16 protein-coding genes are annotated in these 18,440 nt (G+C 63.8%); 8 read left to right on the top strand and 8 right to left on the bottom strand.

What is annotated here, in order from left to right; all coding sequences use genetic code 11:
• Positions 1–18 precede the first annotated feature (18 nt).
• Genes fdhD through KO538_RS22220 form a run of 5 tightly spaced genes read right to left on the bottom strand, consistent with a single transcriptional unit; the run spans position 19 to position 6,529 of the window.
• Entirely contained in the window at positions 19–852 is an 834-nt protein-coding gene (fdhD, locus tag KO538_RS22240; RefSeq protein ID WP_034759049.1) for a formate dehydrogenase accessory sulfurtransferase FdhD, read from the bottom strand.
• Positions 853–864: 12 nt separating this feature from the next.
• Positions 865–1,785, bottom strand: a complete 921-nt coding sequence (locus KO538_RS22235; RefSeq protein ID WP_034759046.1) for a bestrophin family protein — start codon at positions 1,783–1,785, stop codon at positions 865–867.
• A 27-nt stretch (positions 1,786–1,812) separates the two neighbouring features.
• Positions 1,813–2,793 (bottom strand): cytochrome d ubiquinol oxidase subunit II, encoded by a 981-nt coding sequence (locus KO538_RS22230; protein WP_034759042.1) that lies wholly within the window; start codon positions 2,791–2,793, stop codon positions 1,813–1,815.
• 30 nt (positions 2,794–2,823) lie between these two features.
• On the bottom strand, positions 2,824–4,203 hold the full coding sequence (locus tag KO538_RS22225) for a cytochrome ubiquinol oxidase subunit I (protein ID WP_219329664.1): 1,380 nt from the start codon (positions 4,201–4,203) through the stop codon (positions 2,824–2,826).
• Positions 4,204–4,216: 13 nt separating this feature from the next.
• On the bottom strand, positions 4,217–6,529 hold the full coding sequence (locus tag KO538_RS22220) for an FdhF/YdeP family oxidoreductase (protein WP_070304127.1): 2,313 nt from the start codon (positions 6,527–6,529) through the stop codon (positions 4,217–4,219).
• Between the two features lie 165 nt (positions 6,530–6,694).
• Between KO538_RS22220 and KO538_RS22215 the strand changes: the two genes are divergently transcribed.
• Positions 6,695–6,976, top strand: a complete 282-nt coding sequence (locus tag KO538_RS22215; protein WP_070304164.1) for a helix-turn-helix domain-containing protein — start codon at positions 6,695–6,697, stop codon at positions 6,974–6,976.
• Positions 6,977–7,079: 103 nt separating this feature from the next.
• Positions 7,080–8,147: a GTP 3',8-cyclase MoaA gene (gene moaA, locus KO538_RS22210; protein ID WP_257620500.1), complete on the top strand. Its 1,068-nt coding sequence runs from the start codon at positions 7,080–7,082 to the stop codon at positions 8,145–8,147.
• Positions 8,148–8,152: 5 nt separating this feature from the next.
• Here the strand turns inward: moaA and KO538_RS22205 are convergent, their stop codons facing one another.
• Positions 8,153–9,574 carry a PLP-dependent aminotransferase family protein gene (locus KO538_RS22205; protein ID WP_070304125.1) on the bottom strand — a complete coding sequence of 474 codons (1,422 nt, stop codon included), beginning with the start codon at positions 9,572–9,574 and terminating at the stop codon, positions 8,153–8,155.
• Positions 9,575–9,728: 154 nt separating this feature from the next.
• On the opposite strand from KO538_RS22205, the gene KO538_RS22200 reads away from it, so the two are divergent.
• The 6 genes from KO538_RS22200 (at position 9,729) to KO538_RS22175 (ending at position 16,060) form a co-directional block, all read left to right on the top strand.
• Positions 9,729–10,691, top strand: a complete 963-nt coding sequence (locus KO538_RS22200) for a Dyp-type peroxidase (RefSeq protein WP_219329662.1) — start codon at positions 9,729–9,731, stop codon at positions 10,689–10,691.
• Between the two features lie 46 nt (positions 10,692–10,737).
• Complete coding sequence (locus KO538_RS22195; RefSeq protein ID WP_219329661.1) at positions 10,738–11,121, top strand: hypothetical protein; 384 nt, start codon at positions 10,738–10,740, stop codon at positions 11,119–11,121.
• Between the two features lie 108 nt (positions 11,122–11,229).
• Positions 11,230–13,065, top strand: a complete 1,836-nt coding sequence (msbA, locus tag KO538_RS22190) for a lipid A export permease/ATP-binding protein MsbA (RefSeq protein WP_070304123.1) — start codon at positions 11,230–11,232, stop codon at positions 13,063–13,065.
• Positions 13,066–13,212: 147 nt separating this feature from the next.
• On the top strand, positions 13,213–14,337 hold the full coding sequence (locus tag KO538_RS22185; protein ID WP_219329660.1) for a toxin-antitoxin system YwqK family antitoxin: 1,125 nt from the start codon (positions 13,213–13,215) through the stop codon (positions 14,335–14,337).
• A gap of 44 nt (positions 14,338–14,381) precedes the next feature.
• Positions 14,382–15,479, top strand: coding sequence for a toxin-antitoxin system YwqK family antitoxin (locus KO538_RS22180; protein ID WP_219329659.1), 1,098 nt, complete (start codon positions 14,382–14,384; stop codon positions 15,477–15,479).
• A 131-nt stretch (positions 15,480–15,610) separates the two neighbouring features.
• Positions 15,611–16,060, top strand: a complete 450-nt coding sequence (locus KO538_RS22175) for a MarR family winged helix-turn-helix transcriptional regulator (RefSeq protein ID WP_257620499.1) — start codon at positions 15,611–15,613, stop codon at positions 16,058–16,060.
• Here KO538_RS22175 and KO538_RS22170 read toward each other — a convergent pair.
• Together KO538_RS22170 and KO538_RS22165 are read right to left on the bottom strand one after the other, a co-directional pair.
• Positions 16,050–17,384, bottom strand: a complete 1,335-nt coding sequence (locus tag KO538_RS22170) for a chloride channel protein (protein ID WP_219329657.1) — start codon at positions 17,382–17,384, stop codon at positions 16,050–16,052. The genes KO538_RS22175 and KO538_RS22170 overlap by 11 nt on opposite strands.
• An 83-nt stretch (positions 17,385–17,467) precedes the next feature.
• A complete protein-coding gene (locus tag KO538_RS22165) occupies positions 17,468–18,388 on the bottom strand; it encodes a LysR family transcriptional regulator (RefSeq protein WP_257620498.1) in 921 nt (306 codons plus the stop codon).
• Positions 18,389–18,440: the final 52 nt, after the last annotated feature.

Here is an 18,440-nt window from a genome sequence, read left to right as displayed (position 1 = left end):
GTGCGGGCTTGCCAATGTTCAGCCCACCGGTGGCACCTCGTCTGCCGTGTAATCGACAAAACCGTCGCGGCGGCAAAAGCTGGCCAGTTGCATGCCGGCCTGGCGCGCGATGCGGATGGCCAGCGAGGTGGGCGCCGAGATGGTGGCGACGAGCCCGATATGCATGCGCGCCGACTTGCGCACCAGTTCATAGCTGGCGCGGCTCGACAGGAAGACGAAGCCGTCGTGCATGGCGATGCGGTGCAGGGCCAGGTAGCCGATCAGTTTATCCAGGCCGTTATGCCGGCCCACATCCTCGAACACTTTCACGATGGCGCCCTCGGCCGTGCACCAGGCGGCGGCATGCACGCCGCCCGTCTTGTGCATCAGCTCCTGGTAGGGCAGCAGTTCGCGCGCGGCGCGGCCGAGGATGGCGCTGCTGGCGACCAGCGGCGGTAGGGGACGCGTGATCTTTTCCGGCACCAGGTCCAGCAGGGCCAGGCTTTCGATGCCGCACACGCCGCAACCGGTGCGCCCGGACATCGCGCGGCGGCGGCCCTTGAGCCGCATCAAATCCGGCTGGGCAATGGTCAGCCGCACTTCCGCGCTGTCCTCGCCGCAGCACACGTCGAGGTCGTAGATGTCGCGTACGCTGCCGACGATGCCCTCCGTCAAGGTAAAGCCGACGGCGAATTCCTCGAGGTCGCGCGGCGTAGCCATCATCACCGCGTGGGCGATGCCGTTGTAGACGAGGGCTACGGGATACTCCTCGGCCACCATGTCGTGGCCCGCCGTGGCCACACCGGCCTGGTGGCGCACCATGGGAACTTCCAGGAAACCGTCGCGTTCGGTGGTAGTGGTATCAAAGTCCATGCTGTTCTCCCGTTAATTGATTTGATAGCGCGGGCAGGGCTGGATCGATGGCGGCAGCGGGTCGCCGTTCAATTCCAGCAGCGAGCGTTCTGTTTCCCGCGTCATGGCGTTCAGGGCCAGGCAGTTGGGCGCCAGGCCGAACGGTTCGGCGATCTGTTGCGCGATGGCTTCCAGCGCAAACAGGGTGTAGGCAACAAAGACGGAAATGAGGGGCGTGGCCACGCCGATGGCGTCCACCAGGCCCAGCGGCAGTAAAAAACAGTACATGTAGACGGTGCGGTGCACCAGCACGCCATACGGATATGGAATCGGCGTGTTCTTGATGCGCTCGCAGCCGGCCACGGTGGCGGCCAGGTCGTTGAGCTGCGTGTCGAGCATCCACAGCAGCTGCGTCTGGCCCGGCTGGCGCCGCACGGCGTCGTACAGCATGGCCCGTACCGCATGCAGCACGGCGACGGGTTTGAAGTGGATACCTTGCAAGCGCTGCACTTCCTCGGCCGGCAGGTAGCGCGCCAGGTCTTGCTGCGGATCTGTCTGGCGCAGCTGGTGCTTGAGCGCGTAGACGAAGGCGGTCAGGCGGCGCAGCAGCAACTCGCGGTCCAGGCCGCTCGTTTCCTGCGGCAGATACGTGATCGCCTGCGAAGCCAGGGCCCGTGCGGCGATCAGCAATTGCCCCCAGATATGCCGCGCCTCGACAAAGCGCGCATAGCTGGCGTTGTTGCGAAAGCCGAGAAAGATCGCCAGGCTGATGCCGACCATGGGAAATGGCGCCGTATCGAGCGGAATCTTGACGCCGAAGATACGGCCATCCGTCAGCAAGGCCAGCGAACTGACGACCAGCATCAGCAGCAATTGCGGGATGATGGCTTGCAGCACCGAGCCATCCCATACGAACAGCATGCGAAACCAGTTGGTGGTGGGGCGGATAATCATGATGGAAGACGCATGCCGTGATGCCGGTTAATGTTTCCGGGGCACGACTTTGCCCTCGAAGACGTAGTATTGGAACAGGTTGTAGCCGATCATGATCGGCAGCATGGCACCCATGCCGATGAGCATGAAGATCAGGGTCGGCTCATCCGAGGCGGCCGCCGCGATGCTCAGCTTGCCCGGTACGAGGTCGGGGAAAAAGCTGATGGCCAGGCCCGCGAACGAGGCCAGGAACAGCACGATGGCGCCGCGGAACGGGCCGCGCACGCCGTTCACGTGCACGGCCCACAGGATGTAAATAAAAGCGCTGGCGGCGATGGCGGCCAGGGCCAGCAGCACGCCGAACACGCCCGGCTGCGCCCAGCGGTCGTGGCCGATGGCGCTGAAGACCATGGTGCCGGCCGACAGCACGATGGCGGCTGCGACAGTCGCCAGCACGCTGGCCGTCGCGTAGCGGCGCGCCGCCGCTTCCAGCTGGCCGCCCGTCTTCTTGATCAGGTACGTGCTGCCCAGCAGGCAATAGCCGGCCACCACGCCCAGCGCCGTGCACGCCGTGAAGATGCCGCTCAGCCAGCCCGGCTGCAAACCCGTGATGATTTCGCCCAGCACCACGCCTTGCGCCACGGCGGCCAGCAGGCTGCCCACGCCAAAGACCAGGTCCCACAGGCGCTTGTTGCCGGCCGCATGGCGGAACTCGATCGAGGCACCGCGCATGATCAGGCTGGCGATCAGCAGCATGATGGGGATGTACAGCTGTTCCAGCAAAGTGGCGTAAGCGCTGGGAAAGGCGCCGAACAGGGCGCCGCCCACCACCACCAGCCAGGTTTCGTTGGCGTCCCACACGTGCTCGATGGACTGGAAGATCAGGTTGCGTTCCTGTTCGCGGCGGGTGAACAGGCTGAGGATGCCCACGCCCAGGTCGAAACCGTCCGTGACGACGTAAAAGATCAGCATCAGGCCGATCAGGCCGAACCAGGCATTGCCCAGCATGGCATGCGAATTCATCTCCATTACAAACTCCTTGATTGGTAGCGGCGCATTTCAGTAGCCCACGGCATGAGTAGCGTCCGGCAGCGGCAGTGCCACGTCCGGGCCTTGTTGCAGCCATTTCTTGGCAAACACAAAGAAAGTGACGAACAGCACGATGTAAAACACGAAGAACATCAGCATGCTGCCGGCCACGGCATGGGCCGCCACGTCGGAGACGGCGTCGCGCGTGCGCAGCAGGCCGTACACGACCCACGGCTGGCGTCCCACTTCGCGCACGATCCAGCCGCACTCGACGGCGATGTAGGGCAGCGGTATTGTCAGCACCCAGGCCAGCAGCAGCTTTCGGTTGCGTACGAACTCTTCCACCCGTCCGCCCGCCTTGCGCCAGACCACGAAGGTCCAGAACGACAGCAGCACGAACCACATGCCGATGCCGGCCATGGCGCGAAACGCGTAGTACAGCAGCGGCAGCATGGGCGGCTGGTCTTCGCGGGCGATGTCGGCCAGGCCCGTGATCTTGCCCGTGGCGCTATGCGTGGCGATCACGCTGAGCATGCCGGGCACTTCGATCGACCAGTCATTCTTTTGTTCAAGCTGGTTGGGCCAGGCCAGCAAGGACCAGGCCGCGCCTTCACCATCGCGGTTCGTGTGCCAGTGGCCTTCGATGGCCGCACCCTTGGCGGGCTGGGTCTTGAAAACATCGACGCCGCTCGAATCGCCGAGCCAGACCTGCAACGGCGCGATGATGAGCAGCAGCATCAGCGCCAGCTTGAACGAGCGGGCGAAGAAGGCCGGTTCGCGGCGCTTGAACATATACCAGGCGGAAATACCGGCGATGACGAACAAGCCCGTTTCCACGGCGGCCACCCACATGTGGCCCACGGCCCAGGCCATGTCGGGATTGAAGATGGCGGCCACGTAATCGGTGACGATGATCTTGCCGTCGACCACGCGCACGCCGGCCGGCGTCTGCATCCAGGAATTGGCGACCATGATCCAGAACGAGGAAATGCTGGAGCCGAGCGCCACCATGCCGGTGGCAAACAGGTGCACGCCTTTCGGTACGCGGCCCCAGCCGAACATCATGACGCCGATGAAGCCCGCTTCCAGCATAAAGGCCATGGCGCCCTCGAAGCCGAGGATGTTGCCGATGAACTGGCCCGAGTGGTGCGAGAACGGCGCCCAGTTGGTGCCGAACTGGAATTCCAGGGGAATGCCGCTGACGACGCCGACGGCAAAGTTCAGCACCAGCAGCTTGCTCCAGAAGCGCGCGTGGCGATAGTAGACGGGGTCGCTGGTGCGCAGCCACAGCGCCTCGACAACGAACAGGAACAGCGACAGGCTGATCGTCAATATGGGCCACAGGATGTGGAAGATGGCCGTCATCGCAAATTGCGCGCGCGACAGGTCCAGGGTATCGAAACCGAACATGGCGTTCTCCTGATCAGCTGAGGGCGGCCGAAGGCGACAGCAGCACGGGGATGGATTTGAAGGTCGGCGTGCGCGAACCTTCGCCCACGCTGTCGAGCGGCACCAGCGGATTGGTTTCCGGGTAGTAGGCGCCGATGCAGCCGCGCGGGATGTCGTACTCGACCAGCAGGAAGCGGTCGGCGCGGCGTTCGATGCCGTCATGCCACACGCCGATCAGGTCGACCCAGTCGCCGGCCGCAAAGCCCAGCATGGCCAGGTCGTCCTTGTTGATGAAGACCACGCGGCGCTGGCCGAACACGCCGCGGTAGCGGTCGTCCATGGCGTAGATCGTCGTGTTGTACTGGTCGTGCGAACGCGTGGTCATCAGCACCATCAGGCGCTCGCCATATTGCTGGCGCGCACGGTGGATCGGCGTGTCCAGTTCCACGGCGTTGACGATGAATTGCGCCTTGCCGCTGTCCGTCTTCCATACCCGTTCGCGCGAGGCGATTTTCAGGTGGAAACCGCCCGGCTTGGCTATGCGCAAGTTGTAGTCGAAAAAGTCATCGAATACTTGCTCGATGGAGTCGCGCAGCAGCGCATAGTTGCCGGCATAGCGCAGCCAGTCGATCTTTTCGCTGCCCACGGTCGCTTGCGCCATGCCGGCCACGATGGCGATTTCCGAACGCAGATTGGGCGAGGCGGGCTGGTTCATGCCGAACGAGATGTGCACCATGCTCATCGAGTCTTCCACCGTCACGCCTTGCGCCACGCCTTCCTGCACGTCGATCTCCGTGCGGCCCAGGGTGGGCAGGATCAGCGCATCCTTGCCATGCACGAGGTGGCTGCGGTTGAGCTTGGTGGCGATGTGCACGGTCAGGTCGCACGAGCGCAGCGCGCCCCACGTGCGCGGCGTGTCCGGCGTGGCCATCGAGAAGTTGCCGCCGAGCGCCACAAATACTTTGACTTTCTTTTCCAGCATGGCCGCGATGGTGCCGACGGCGTCGTAGCCGTGGTGGCGCGGCGGCTCGAAGTTGAAGACGAGGCCCAGGCGGTCGAGGAATTCCTTGGTCGGCTGTTCCTCGATGCCCATGGTGCGGTCGCCCTGCACGTTCGAGTGGCCGCGCACGGGACACAGGCCCGCGCCGCGCTTGCCGATATTGCCGCGCATCATCATCAAGTTCGACAGGATTTGCACGGTGGCCAGCGAGTTCTTGTGCTGCGTCACGCCCATGCCCCAGGTGGCGATGACGGCCTTGCCTTTCACATAGATCTGCGTGAGCTCTTCGATCTTGTCGCGCGCCACGCCCGATTCGGCCAGCAGCAAATCCCAGCTTTCCGCGCGCAGGTCGGCCGCGAACGCGTCGAGGCCCGTCGTGTGTTCGGCGATGAAGGCGCAGTCGAGCACGCGCTCCTGGCCGTGGGCGATGGCCTCGTCATCGAGCTCGACGACGCGCTTGGCCATGGCCTTGATCAGCGCGAAGTCGCCACCCAGGGTCGGGCAGATGAACAGCGAGCAGATGTTCGTGCTGCCGCCCGTCAGCATTTCCAGCGGATGCTGCGGACTCGTGAAGCGCTCCAGGCCCCGTTCGTGCAATGGGTTGATGGAAACAATGGTGGCGCCACGGCGCGATGCTTCGCGCAGTTCGCCCAGCATGCGCGGATGGTTGGTGGCCGGATTCTGGCCGAACAGCAGCAGGGTGTCCGCATGCTCGAAGTCGTCGAGCAGCACCGTGCCCTTGCCGATGCCCACCGTTTCCGGCAAGCCACGGCTCGTCGCTTCGTGGCACAGGTTGGAGCAATCAGGAAAATTGTTGGTGCCGTAGGCGCGCACGAACAGCTGGTACAGGAAGGCCGCTTCGTTGCTGGCGCGCCCCGATGTGTAGAAGGCGGCCTGGTTCGGGTCGTCCAGCGCGTGCAGGTGGTGCGCCACGAGGGCGAACGCGTCGTCCCAGGAAATGGCCTGGTATTTGTCGCTGGCGGCGTCGTACACCATGGGGTCCGTCAAACGGCCATGTTGCTCCAGATCATAGTCTGACTGCCCCATCAGTTCGGTGACCGTGTGCTCCTGGAAAAACTCGGGGCGCACGCGCTTGCTCGTCGATTCGGCGGCCACGGCCTTGACGCCGTTTTCGCAGAATTCAAACGTCGACGCGTGTTCGCGGTCGGGCCAGGCGCAGCCGGGACAGTCGAAACCATCGGGCTGGTTTTGCTCGAACAGCGAGCGGTAATTGCCCGCGCTGACTTTTTCCTTGAACAGATTGATGGCCACGTACTTGAGGGCACCCCAACCGGCCGCGGCATGGGTGTAGGGCGCGATGCGCGCGTCGGACTTTGGCTTGCTCATGATGACTCTCCTGGTGATATGCGATGGGACAATCACATGGTAGGGGCGGCGGACAGCCCCATAGGCGCACAGTTCCGGCTAAAAAAACAGAGTACAGATGGCAAGACGACGATGCCGGTCGCGCCGGCGCCGGCCGTGATTTATGATGTGGACAAGGAGAAAAACATGCACAAGGAAGACAAGGAAGTGGGAGTCGACGCGGCACTGATAGCCCTGCTGGCGCTGCTGTGGCAAGCGCGGCAGGAGGCGTCGGAAAAACCGTGGTCGCTGGCCAAGCTGGCCAAGCGGGCAGGAGTACAGATGAGCACTTTGCTGCGCCAGCTCAATGCGCTGTCCAGCGCGGGACTGGTGACCGTTGCCACGGCGGAGGGTGGCGGCGGCAGCGCTTCGCTGAGTACGGCGGGCGCCGAGCTGTGCGCCAGCATGTTCGCGCCACCAGGAGAGTAAAGCCGAATCTGTACTCTATCGCCTGGCGCCGGACTGTACCTCCTTGAGTGCCTGCTTTCGTCCTATGCTACTTCCAGACGAACGCACATCAAGGGGAAGCACAATGAACACCATCAGGTATCCGCAGCCAGACCATAGTGAGCCGTGCGTGGACATGCTGGGCCGCCCCCTGACGGACTTGCGCATTTCCGTCATCGACCAGTGCAATTTCCGCTGCACCTATTGCATGCCGGCCGAGCTGTACCCGAGCGATTATCCGTTTCTTCCCTCCAGCGAGCGCCTGTCCTTCGCGCAGATCGAAACGATGGCGCGCGCCTTCGTGCGCCTCGGCGTGAATAAAATCCGCATCACGGGCGGCGAGCCGCTGCTGCGCAAGAACCTGGAGCAGCTGATCGAGCGCCTGGCGCGCTTCACAACGCCGGACGGGCGCGCCGTGAGCATCGCGCTGACGACGAATGGCAGCTTGCTGGCGGCCAAGGCGCGTTCGTTGAAGGATGCAGGCCTGGACCGGGTCACCGTCAGTCTCGACAGTCTGGACAACGGTATTTTCCAGTGCATGAATGGCGTCGACTTTCCCGTCGAGAAAGTGCTGCACGGCATAGAGGTGGCACAAGCCGTGGGATTGAACCCCGTGAAGGTCAACATGGTCGTGCAGAAAGGCGTCAACGACAGCCAGATCGTGCCGCTGGCGCGCCGCTTCCGCCACACGGGCGTGATCCTGCGCCTGATCGAATTCATGGACGTGGGCGGCATCGGCGCTTGGTCGCGCACGCATGTCGTCACGTCCGAGGCGGCGCGCGCGCTGATCGCGGCCGAATTCCCCCTCGTGCCGCTGGCCGAAGGCAAGCCTGTCTTGCACGAGACGGCCAGCCGCTACCGTTACCGTGATGGCGGAGGCGAAGTGGGTTTCATTTCCAGCGTGTCCCAGCCGTTCTGCGGCAACTGCAGCAGGGTGCGCGTGTCGTCCGATGGCAAGCTGTTTACCTGCCTGTTCGCCCAGGACGGCCTCGACCTGCGGCCCCAGCTGGACTCGGCGCAAGGCCTGGAAACTCTGCTGCGCCAGCACTGGCAGCGGCGTGGCGACCGCTATTCGGAAGTGCGCGGTGCGCTGGCCCAGCTTGGCGGGCGCAAGCAGTATCCCACCGTGCGCATGTCGCTGGTGGGCGGGTGAGTGATCTACAGGAATTCGGTGATCAGTTTGCCGAGCAGGATAATGGCTTGCTCGACGCCCACACTCCACGGATAGCTGTAGTTGAGGCGGATGCAATGCTTGTAGGCCTGGCTGACGGAAAACATGCGCCCCGGACCCACCGTGATCTTGCATTCCAGCGCGCGCCGGTACAGCTGCATGGAGTCTATGCCGCCGGGCAATTCCACCCACAGCACGTAGCCGCCCTGCGGGTGCGAGATTTTCGTGCCAGCAGGAAAGAAGCGCTGCACGGCGGCAGCCATGATGCGCGCTTGCTGGGCATAGGCCTTGCGGGTGCGGCGCAGATGCTGTTCGTAGCCATCGTTTTGCAGGTATTCGGCGATGGCCAGCTGCGGAAACGACGATGTGGCCAGGGTGTTGAGGAATTTGAGTTCCTCGACCTTGCCCCGGTAGCGCCCAGCCAGGGCCCAGCCCACGCGCTGCGCGGAACTGAGGCTCTTGGAAAACGAGGAACAGTGCAGCACCATGCCCTTGCGGTCGTACGACTTGAGCGAGGACGGGTGGGCGTCGCCGTAATACAGTTCGTTGTAGACGCCGTTTTCGATGGCGGGCACGTCGTGCTGCTCCAGCAGCTGGACCAGGGCGCGCTTGCGCTGGTCGGACATCTGGAAGCCCAGCGGATTCTGGAAGTTCGGCATCACCATGACGGCGGCGATCGGCTGCCGGGCCATGATGTCGGCCAGCGCTTCGATGCTGATGCCGTCGTACGGATCGGTGGACACTTCCACCACCTTCATGCCCAGCCGTTCGACGGCCATCAGCATGGCATAGAAGGTGGGCGACTCGACGGCGATGGTGTCGCCCGGCTTGGCCACGGCTTGCAGGCACAGGTTGATCGCTTCCGTGGCGCCCACGGTGACGATGATTTCATCGGGATCGACGGCCAGACCGTTTTCCATGTAGCGGCGGGCGATTTCGCGGATCAGCTGCGGGTTGCCCGGCGGCAGGTCGTCCGTCATGTTCCACACGCGGTTGCGGCGCGCCACGGCACCCGCATACTGGTTGATGCGTTCCCAGGGAAACAGCGACGGGTCGGGGTAGGGCGAGCCCAGCGGGATGGCATCGTGCAAGCCAATCGAGCGCAATGTCGACAGCACCAGGCGGCTGACGTGCACTTCCGCCGGAACGGGACTGGGCTGGGAGGCCTGCATGCACAGGTCGGCGGTCTGCACATCGCCGGCGCGCGGGCGCACGAAGTAGCCGGACTGGGGCCGGCTTTCGATCACGCCCATGCTTTCCAGCTTGACGTAGGCGCGCAGCACCGTGGTGATGCTCAGCTTGTGCTGCTGGCTGGTCTGGCGCACGGAGGGAATGCGTTCGCCGGGCAAGAGCACGCCCTTGGCCACCAGTTGCTCGATCTCGCTGACGAGCTTTTCATACAATTTCATTGGTATCCATTCTTTGATTCTTGCTCTACGTCATTGCATTATCGTCCAATTCATGGAGGCGGTATGGCTGCGGCCACCGCATGTTGTCGAAATGAAACTGTCGTTCGGCAGTTCTGGTTTAATATCCACACAGAAAGTAAAAAAGGAACATTTGATGGCAATCCCACAAAGCATGCTGTCTGTCGTCGCGCGCGACGAAGTGCATTTGCAGTTCAATGTGAAGGCCGGCGTCGATATGCGGCAGTTGTTCAAGCTGCTGGGCAAGCTGTGGGAATCCGAAGTCACGGGCATCCTCGACCCCACCCTGAACCGCCACCATCAGTTGACGGGTGGCACGGCCAACGTGGTACTGGGATTCAAGCCCGAGCTGTGGCGCGCCGCTTGCCCCGGCTGCGTGCCGGACAACATGGCATCGTTCGCGCAAGACCTGGTGGGCGCCAACGGCAAGACGGCGCCGGCCACCCAGCACGATTTCTGGGTCTGGATCACGCAGTCGAACGCGGCCAACCTGTACGACAGCATGCGCACGACGCTCACTTTGCTGAGTCCGTTTGCAGAGCTGGCCAGCGAGCAGGTGTGTTTTCCGTATCACAATAACGTGACCTTCGACGGCTTTGCAGACGGCGTCGCCAATCCGAATCCGTTTCGTGCCAACGGCGTGGCCATCATTCCGGACGGCGAGGCGGGTGCGGGCGGCTCGACCGTGCTGCTGCAGAAATGGCGCATGGACGTGGAACGCCTGCGCGCCTTGCCCGTGCACGCGGCGGAGCAGGTGTGGGGCCGCACCAAGGCAGGCAGCCATGAATTGTCGCCGCTGCCCGTCGATTCCCACGTGGGCCGCAATCAGTTCATCCGCGATGGCGAGGAAGTCGATATCGTGCGCCGCAATGCCAATTACGCCAATGCCAGCGAGGCGGGTGTCATGTTTGTCGGTTTTTGCAAGGACATCACGGTGACCATGGGCATGCTGCGGCAAATGTACGGTGTAGGCTATGATGGCGTCACCAAGACGGACAGGCTGCTGGATTTTTCCACGGCGCTGTCGTCGGCGATCTATTTCGTGCCCAGCATCGATGCCTTGCTGACCGTGGGTATTTCGCCGGCGGATCCCGGCTAAGGGCCGCCCCGGCGGTTCCGATTTTTACTTTTACTAGGAGTTTTTCATGCGTATTCGTCCCGCCACCTTGCTGTCCGCCCTGATCTTCGGCAGCGTCGTCTTCAGCGCTTCCGCCTCCGCCGTCGGCCTGGGTTTCCTGGCCGATACGCCGATGGCTTACCTGAACAAGAACGACAAGCCCGTCTTCGTCAAGGCCGTCACCGACGTGCTCAATGACAAGAAGGATGGCGAAACCGTGCAATGGAGTAATGAAGGCTTGCGCAATTCCGTGCGCATCGCCGCCGAAATCACGGCCAGCGACACGGAAAAAACGGATGCGCAAACCTGCCGCAAGGTGCAGGTAGCCTTGAGCGCCAAGGGCCAGGAACAGACGCTCAAGCTGAGGGTCTGCAAGGCCGGCGCGGCCGCGTGGAAAGTGGCGAAGAGCTGATCGTCCGTGTTGTTCCCTTGCCGGTTCTGCACCGGCAAGGTGCGACTTTCCTCTAGGTAAGTCTGGCAGCGGTTAGAATCACGCTTTACCCTCACTTTTCTCACCTGCATGCAGCAAAGTCGCCTCCTGTTTTTCCGCCTGGCCGGCCAGTTTCGCCGCTATGGCGCCATCGTTGCCGCCACCTTGCTGGCCGTGGGCGTGGCGTCCGCCACCGATGTGTTGTTAATCCGCCAGTTGCAAAACGTCGTCGACGCCATGCGTACGACGGCCAGCACGCAGGTCGCGCCCGCGTCCGGCGTGATGGGCATGCTGCAGGGCTGGGTCGACCGTTTCTTGCCGGCACAGGCGGGGCAGGTGGACTTGTGGGTGATTCCCGCCACCATCCTGGGCCTGGCCGTGCTGCGCATGGTGTCGAGCTTTGCCGGCGATTACGGTTCCGTCTGGCTATCGAGCCGGGTGCAGGCCGATTTGCGCGAAAAAATGTTTGCCACCATCATGCGCCTGCCCAGCCGCTTCTTCGACACCACCACCACCAGCCTGACGCAGTCGCGCGTGGCTTTCGACGCGAGCCAAGTGTCGCAGGCGGGCTTGAACGTGCTCAACGTGATGGTGCGCGATTCCGTCGCCACCGTCGGCTATTTGATCCTGCTGTTCAGCATCGACGTGAAACTGGCCCTGTTCTGCATGGCGTCGATGCCCATCGTGGCCATCGTCGTGACCTTGGCGGGACGCCGCATGCGCCATTTGAGCAAGAGTTCGCAGCAAGCCGTGGGCGAGCTGACGTCCGTGCTCGACGAAAGCATCGCCGGCCAGCGCGTGGTGAAAATCTTCGGCGGCCAGGATTATGAGCAGGCGCGCTTCGTCGACGTGGTCAAGCGCAACCGCCAGCTGGCCGTCAAGCATGCGGCCACGTCGGCCATGAATTCCGGCTTCATCATGATGCTCGTCGGTATTACCCTGTCGTCCGTGATCTATTTCGCCATGCTGCGCGCGCAAAGCGGCGCCATCACGCCAGGGGCCTTCGTTGCCTTCATGGGCGCCTTGATGGCCATGCAGTCGCCGATCAAGAATTTGACGAAGATCAATGAGCCGCTGCAGCGGGGCCTGGCGGCGGCCGAGTCCGTGTTCGGCCTGATCGACACGCCGCTGGAACCGGACCCGGGCACAGTGGCCCCGGCGGCCGTGCAGGGCAATTTGTCCCTGCAGAACGTGCAGTTCCGCTACAACAGCGACGACCCCGATGCGCCCACGGCCTTGAGCGATATCACGCTCGACATTCGCGCCGGCGAGACGGTGGCCCTGGTGGGCGGTTCCGGCGGCGGCAAGACGACCTTGCTGGGCCTGCTGCCGCGCTTCTACGACGTCAGCGGCGGCCAGATCCTGCTCGACGGCGTCGACGTGCGCGACTACGCCTTGCTGGCCCTGCGGCGCCAGTTTGCCCTCGTCAGCCAGGATGTGATTTTGTTCAACGACACGATGGCGGCCAATATCGCCTACGGCGACCCGGCCCCGGACCAGGCCCGCATCGAAGCGTCGGCGCGCGCCGCCTATGCGCATGACTTCATCATGCAACTGCCGCAAGGCTACTCCACCCAGGCGGGGCAGAACGGTTCACGCCTGTCGGGCGGACAACGCCAGCGCCTGGCCATCGCGCGCGCCCTGTACAAGGACGCGCCGATTTTGCTTCTGGACGAAGCAACCAGCGCGCTCGATACGGAGTCGGAGCGTTCCGTGCAGGCCGCGCTGGAAGTGCTGATGCGCAACCGCACCACCATCGTCATCGCGCACCGTTTGTCGACCATCGAAAGCGCCGACCGCATCGTCGTCATGCAGGGCGGGCGCCTGGTGGAATCGGGCAGCCATGGGGATTTGCTGCAGCAGGGCGGCGCGTATGCGCGCCTGCATGCGAGCCAGTTGTCGCCCGTCAAGGACAGCGTGGGCTGAGGTGTGGCGCGCCAGCGCATCCGCCGGGCCGGAGCCGGACCAGCAGGTCCGTCCCGGCCTTTTTTCATGGGGCGGCAATCGTGCCCATGGCGCATGGTGCTTGCCTTTATGATGGTGGCCGCAAAGCAACATGAACAATGGAACAACATGAAAAATCGACAAACGATGCGCTGGCTGCTGGCCGCCGCGCTGTGCGCAGCCTTGCCGCTGGCGGCGCAGCAGCAGGCAGCGCCAACGCCAACGCCAACGCCAACCCTACAGGAGGAAGACCAGACTATGTATCTGGATGAAAATTTCATGCCGAGCAACCAGCGCCGCGCCACCTATGCGCTGCGCACGCCGCCCGTGCGCGACGAGGCGCTGGGCGTCTGGCATATCCGCCTCGAATTTCCCGACACGCCGGGCGTGCTGGCCTTTGAAACCTACACCACGGACCTGGACCTGAGCCAGGTCAGGTTCGTGCGTTTTCGCAAGTCCTACTACGAGAATGGCCAGTTGCTGCGCGAAACCTATTTCAATGACCAGGGCGAGGAGCTGCTCGGCGGCTGCGTGTACTTTGAAAACGGCCAGGTCAAGCAGAAGGTGACGGCGCTGCCGAACGGGCGCGACAGCATCTCGGAAACGTATCACGAGAATGGCCAGCTGATGAGCCGCATCTTGTATCACGGCGACGAGATGGCCGATGGCGAGCACGTGTCGTATGGCGCGAACGGGGCCGTCAGCAGCCGCTCGTATCAACGCAATGGCCAGATGGATGGCGTGCAGGAATCGTTTTATGACGATGGCAAGCTGTTCCAACGGGGACAGTTCGTCGATGGCCAGCGCGAGGGCGAGTTTGTCACGTATGCGCAGGACGGCAAGGTGCTGGCCAAAACCGTCTGGGTGCACGGCCAGCCCGATGGCTGGTCGTTTGAAAGCCATGGCAATGGAAAACTGTCGAACAAGACGCTGTACCAGAAAGGTAACGTGCTCAGCCTGGAAAAGTGGGGAGCGAATGGCCATCCCATTTTTGCGTGGCATAAAGATGCACAGGGGCGTGACCACGGCGATACGACGGATTGGCATGCCAACGGCGTGCGCGCCAGCGTGACCCCGTTCGTCAAAGGCCAGCGCCACGGCTTGTTGCAAACCTGGTACAGCGATGGCAGCCTGCGGCAGATCGTGCCGTACGAGCACGGCAAGAAGCACGGCATCGAGCGCCAGTGGGACAAGGCCGGCAAGCTGGTGCTGGAACAGGCGTGGCAGGATGGCCAGCCGGTGGCGGCGAAGTAGTGGCTAACATGCATATTGGGACCGGCCAGCCATATCGACGGACCATGCGCCTGGTGCTGCTGGCTGCGCTCATGACGGCGGTGCCGCTGGCGGCGCAGGAGCAGGCTCCGGCACAGGGGCAACAGCAGGCGCAGGACAAGAGCGTCTATCTGGACGAAGACTATGCGGCGAGCGATGTGCGCCACGCCGCGTATGCGCTGCGCACGGCGCCCGTGCGCGACGAGGCGCTGGGCGCCTGGCATGTGCTGCTGGAGTTCCCCGATGCACCGGGCACGGTGGCGCTGGAAACCTACGCCACCGGCCCCGATCTGAGCCAGGCCAGCTTCCTCCACTTGCGCAAGTGGTATTACCCGAATGGACAGCTGGCCCGCGATGAGCGGCTCGATGCCCAGGGCAATGTACTGACGGGCAGCACGTCATTCTATGCAAACGGGCAGGTCAAGCAGCGCGTGACCGTGCTGACGAACGGGCGCGACAGCATCTCCGAGAATTACCATGAAAATGGCCAGCTGATGAACCGTATCCGCTACCACGGCAAGCAGATGGCCGATGGCGAGTACGTATCGTACGGGCCGAATGGCAGGATGAGCAGCCGCGCCTTCCTGAAAGGCGGCAAGATGCATGGCTTGCAGGAAGTGTTTTACGCCGATGGCAAGCTGTTCCAGCGCAGTCATTTTATGAATGACAAGCAGGATGGCGAATTCCTTACTCTTGCCGAAGATGGCAAGGTGCTCGCGCGCAAGGTCTGGGTGGGTGGCGAAGCCGATGGCTGGTTGTTTGAAAGCCATGACAATGGCCAACTGGCGCAAAAGGCCCTGTACCGCAAGGGCAAGCTGCTGAGCATGCAGAAGTGGAGCCGCAACGGCAAGCCGTCGATCGCCTGGCAGCAGGACGCACAGGGGCGCGAGCAGGGCGATGTCACGGAATGGTATGACAACGGCGTGCGCGCCAAGGTCATTCCGATGCGCGATGGCCAGCGCCATGGCTTGCTGCAAGTATGGGCGAGTGACGGGAGTCTGCTGCAGCTTGTGCCGTATGAGCATGGCAAGAAGCACGGCATCGAGCGCCGCTGGGATAAGCGGGGCAAACAGGTGTGGGAGAAGACTTGGCAGGCCGGAGTGCACCTGTCTGCCGGTCAATAGGCAGTAGGGGGCGCCCGCCATTGCAGGTATCATATACGGATTCCGGCCCGCCAGCAGGCGCGAAGCCGGCGGGATAACTGGAGGCAATGGTGGCGGAAGCGGAAGTATCGGCGATAGCCAAGGCGCAGGGCATGGCCTTGCAAAACATGCGCGTCGTCATGCGCGCGGCGCAGCGGCATTCGGCGCAGATCGAGAAGCAATGCGGTGTGTCGGGCGCGCAATTGTGGGTGATGCAGGAATTGCTGGAGCGGCCGGGCCTGCGCATGGGCGAGCTGGCCGGCAAGATGTCGATCCACCAGACGACGGCCAGCAACCTGGTCGAGGCGCTGGTGAAAAAATCCTATGTGCGCAAGGCGCGCGACCAGCCCGACCAGCGCGTGGTCACCCTGACCCTGACGGCGGAAGGGCAGGCCGTGATCGCCGGCGCGCCGCAGCCGGCACGCGGCTTGCTGCCCAGCGCCCTGGCCCAGCTGGACGCCGCCAGCCTGGCCCACCTGAACCAGGGTTTGAGTGCCTTGCTGGCCGTCGTCGCCCCCGATGACACGCAGGCGGGCATGCAGCCGTTTCCGTTTACGATGTAGTTTCCCTGCCTGCTTGCGGTAGCCGTTGCAACTGCAGCTGCGCCAGCGCCCCGTACAGCGGTTCGCTCAGCACGCGCGATACCGTGCTGGCCACGACGGCGCAGGCCATCAGGCTCAGCACCATGCCGTGGCCGTCGACCATTTCCATGACAATGATAAACGCCGTCAGCGGCGCCTGCGTGGCGGCGGCCAGGAAGCCCACCATGCCCAGTGCGATCAGGGCCGGCGCGTGCGGGTAGTGCAGCAGCACGGCGATATCGTGGCCGATACCGGCGCCGATGGCCAAGGAGGGCGCAAAAATGCCGGCCGGCACGCCCGACCAGACGGTCAGCCACGTCGCCACATATTTGAAGGCGACAAAGGCGGGCGCCACATCGGACGAGCCTTCCAGCATGGCGCGCGTAGCCACGGTGCCGCTGCCGAACGTGGCGCCGTGGCTGGCGATGCCGATGGCCGCCACCAGCACACCGCAGACGGCGGCGAATAGCACGGGCCGGCCTTTTCTCCACGCAGACAATTTTCCTAATGGATTTCCCCGGGCGGACGCCAGCAGCAATCGCGCGAACAGGCCGCCCGCCACGCCCGCGACCAGGGTCACGAGCAAGCCTGGCAAGGCCAGCGCCAGGCCGATGGGGCCCGGGTGGATGATGCCGAAGTGGGTGGCGTTGCCGTGGATCGACACGGCCATCATGCCGGCCAGCACGATGCCGGCGACGATGAGGCCGCTGTTGCGCTGCTCGGGTGAGCGCGACAGTTCCTCGATGGCAAACATGACGCCGGCCAGCGGCGTGTTGAAGGCAGCCGCGATGCCGGCCGCGCCGCCGGCCACCAGCAGGGAATGGGCGCTCACCTGCGAGTGACGGGGCAGCCAGCGGCGCGCGGCCAGCATCACGCCGGCGGCGATCTGCACGGACGGTCCTTCGCGCCCCAGCGACAATCCGCCCAGCAAGCCGCCCGCCGTCAGGACGATTTTCGCGGCGCTGAGTTTCAGCGACACGAACAGCGAGCGCTGCTCGGGCGCCACGGCCGGGTCCAAGGTCGCCATCACTTGCGGGATGCCGGAACCAGCCGCGCCCATCGCGTAGCGGCGCGTCAGCCAGACGAGCAGGGCGGCGCAGGCCGGCGTCCACAGCAGGGCGAACCACCAGGCCTTGCCGTCAAAAAAGAGAAACAGGTCCAGCGCTTCCTCCGCCAGCCACGTGAAGCCCACGACGACGAGCCCCGCGATGGCGGCCATGCCGACGACGACGGCGCGCGACCACCACAGGCGCGGGTTGGCAAATTCATGCTTGAAGGCAGAGGGAATATCGTGCAAGTGCTTCATTGCGGCAAGTCCAGGAAGGGGCGCGCAGGGCGTCGGGGAGACTTGCCATTATATAGATGTATTTGCTCAAATGTATTTGAGCCTCATCTTCCGTGGGCGGCTGACAACAGTATGTCTGTTTCGGCCAGGAAATCGACGAGCGCCCGTACTTTCGGCGCCAGGTGCGGCCCGGATGGCCACAGCAGCCAGCAACTGTGGGCCGGATGCCCGGTGATTGCGTAGTCCCTCAGCACTTCGATGAGGCTGCCGTCGTCGATGGCGGAGCGCACATAAAAGTCGGGCAGCCAGGCGATACCCAGGCCTTGCCGGGCGAAGTGCAGGCGCGCTTCGACGTTGTTGCAGACCATGGAGAGTGGCAAATCCGGCGCCGGCGCCTCGGCTTCCTGGCGCAACTGCCATTGTTCCACCTTGCCGCTGTGGCGGAAGCGGTAGTGCAGGCAAGCATGTTGTTGCAGTTCAAGGGGATGGCTGGGCGTGCCGTGGCGCGCCAGATAGGCGGACGAGGCCACGAGGCAGGAGCGGAACTGGCCCAGCTTGCGGGCGGCCAGGCGCGAATCGCGCGGCGCGCCGATGCGGATGACGGCGTCGAAACCATCGCCGACGACATCGGCCAGCGCGTCCGAAAAGTCCAGGTCGAGGGCGATGGCTGGGTGTCGTTGGGAAAAATCAGCCAGCGCGGGCAGGAAAACGCTGCCCAGTTCCGGCAAGCCCAGGCGCAGGCGGCCGCGCGGCGCCAGCGTGCCCGCCAGTTCCTCCTGCGCCGCCTGCATTTCCGCCAGGATGCGTTCGCTGCGCGCGAGGAACAGCTTGCCCTCGGCCGTCAAGCTCAGCTGGCGCGTGCTGCGCTGGAACAGGCGCGTGCCCAGCCGCTGCTCGAGCCGGGCCAGGCTCTTGCTGACGGCCGACGGCGAAATGCCGGCCTGGCGTGCGGCGGCGACAAAGCTCCCCGCCTGCGCCAGTTGCACGAACAGAGCCACTCCGGAGAGATTATCGATGTCTTGCATGATTCATGACAGTTTGGTCAGGTGTGAAACGCATTGAAGCATATTTTTCTTT

Source organism: Janthinobacterium sp. NKUCC08_JDC (assembly GCF_019345575.1).
GTDB classification, from domain to species: domain Bacteria; phylum Pseudomonadota; class Gammaproteobacteria; order Burkholderiales; family Burkholderiaceae_D; genus Janthinobacterium; species Janthinobacterium aestuarii.
This window is presented reverse-complemented; position numbering and strand designations above follow the sequence as displayed.

Coding starts and splice junctions, on each gene's coding strand:
- fdhD (WP_034759049.1), bottom strand. CDS start 852: ATGGACTTTGATACCACTACCACCGAACGCGACGGTTTCCTGGAAGTT.
- KO538_RS22185 (WP_219329660.1), top strand. CDS start 13,213: ATGAAAAATCGACAAACGATGCGCTGGCTGCTGGCCGCCGCGCTGTGC.
- moaA (WP_257620500.1), top strand. CDS start 7,080: ATGAACACCATCAGGTATCCGCAGCCAGACCATAGTGAGCCGTGCGTG.
- KO538_RS22165 (WP_257620498.1), bottom strand. CDS start 18,388: ATGCAAGACATCGATAATCTCTCCGGAGTGGCTCTGTTCGTGCAACTG.
- KO538_RS22220 (WP_070304127.1), bottom strand. CDS start 6,529: ATGAGCAAGCCAAAGTCCGACGCGCGCATCGCGCCCTACACCCATGCC.
- KO538_RS22205 (WP_070304125.1), bottom strand. CDS start 9,574: ATGAAATTGTATGAAAAGCTCGTCAGCGAGATCGAGCAACTGGTGGCC.
- KO538_RS22230 (WP_034759042.1), bottom strand. CDS start 2,793: ATGGAGATGAATTCGCATGCCATGCTGGGCAATGCCTGGTTCGGCCTG.
- KO538_RS22235 (WP_034759046.1), bottom strand. CDS start 1,785: ATGATTATCCGCCCCACCACCAACTGGTTTCGCATGCTGTTCGTATGG.
- KO538_RS22180 (WP_219329659.1), top strand. CDS start 14,382: ATGCGCCTGGTGCTGCTGGCTGCGCTCATGACGGCGGTGCCGCTGGCG.
- KO538_RS22175 (WP_257620499.1), top strand. CDS start 15,611: ATGGCCTTGCAAAACATGCGCGTCGTCATGCGCGCGGCGCAGCGGCAT.
- KO538_RS22170 (WP_219329657.1), bottom strand. CDS start 17,384: ATGAAGCACTTGCACGATATTCCCTCTGCCTTCAAGCATGAATTTGCC.
- KO538_RS22225 (WP_219329664.1), bottom strand. CDS start 4,203: ATGTTCGGTTTCGATACCCTGGACCTGTCGCGCGCGCAATTTGCGATG.
- KO538_RS22215 (WP_070304164.1), top strand. CDS start 6,695: ATGCACAAGGAAGACAAGGAAGTGGGAGTCGACGCGGCACTGATAGCC.
- KO538_RS22195 (WP_219329661.1), top strand. CDS start 10,738: ATGCGTATTCGTCCCGCCACCTTGCTGTCCGCCCTGATCTTCGGCAGC.
- KO538_RS22200 (WP_219329662.1), top strand. CDS start 9,729: ATGGCAATCCCACAAAGCATGCTGTCTGTCGTCGCGCGCGACGAAGTG.
- msbA (WP_070304123.1), top strand. CDS start 11,230: ATGCAGCAAAGTCGCCTCCTGTTTTTCCGCCTGGCCGGCCAGTTTCGC.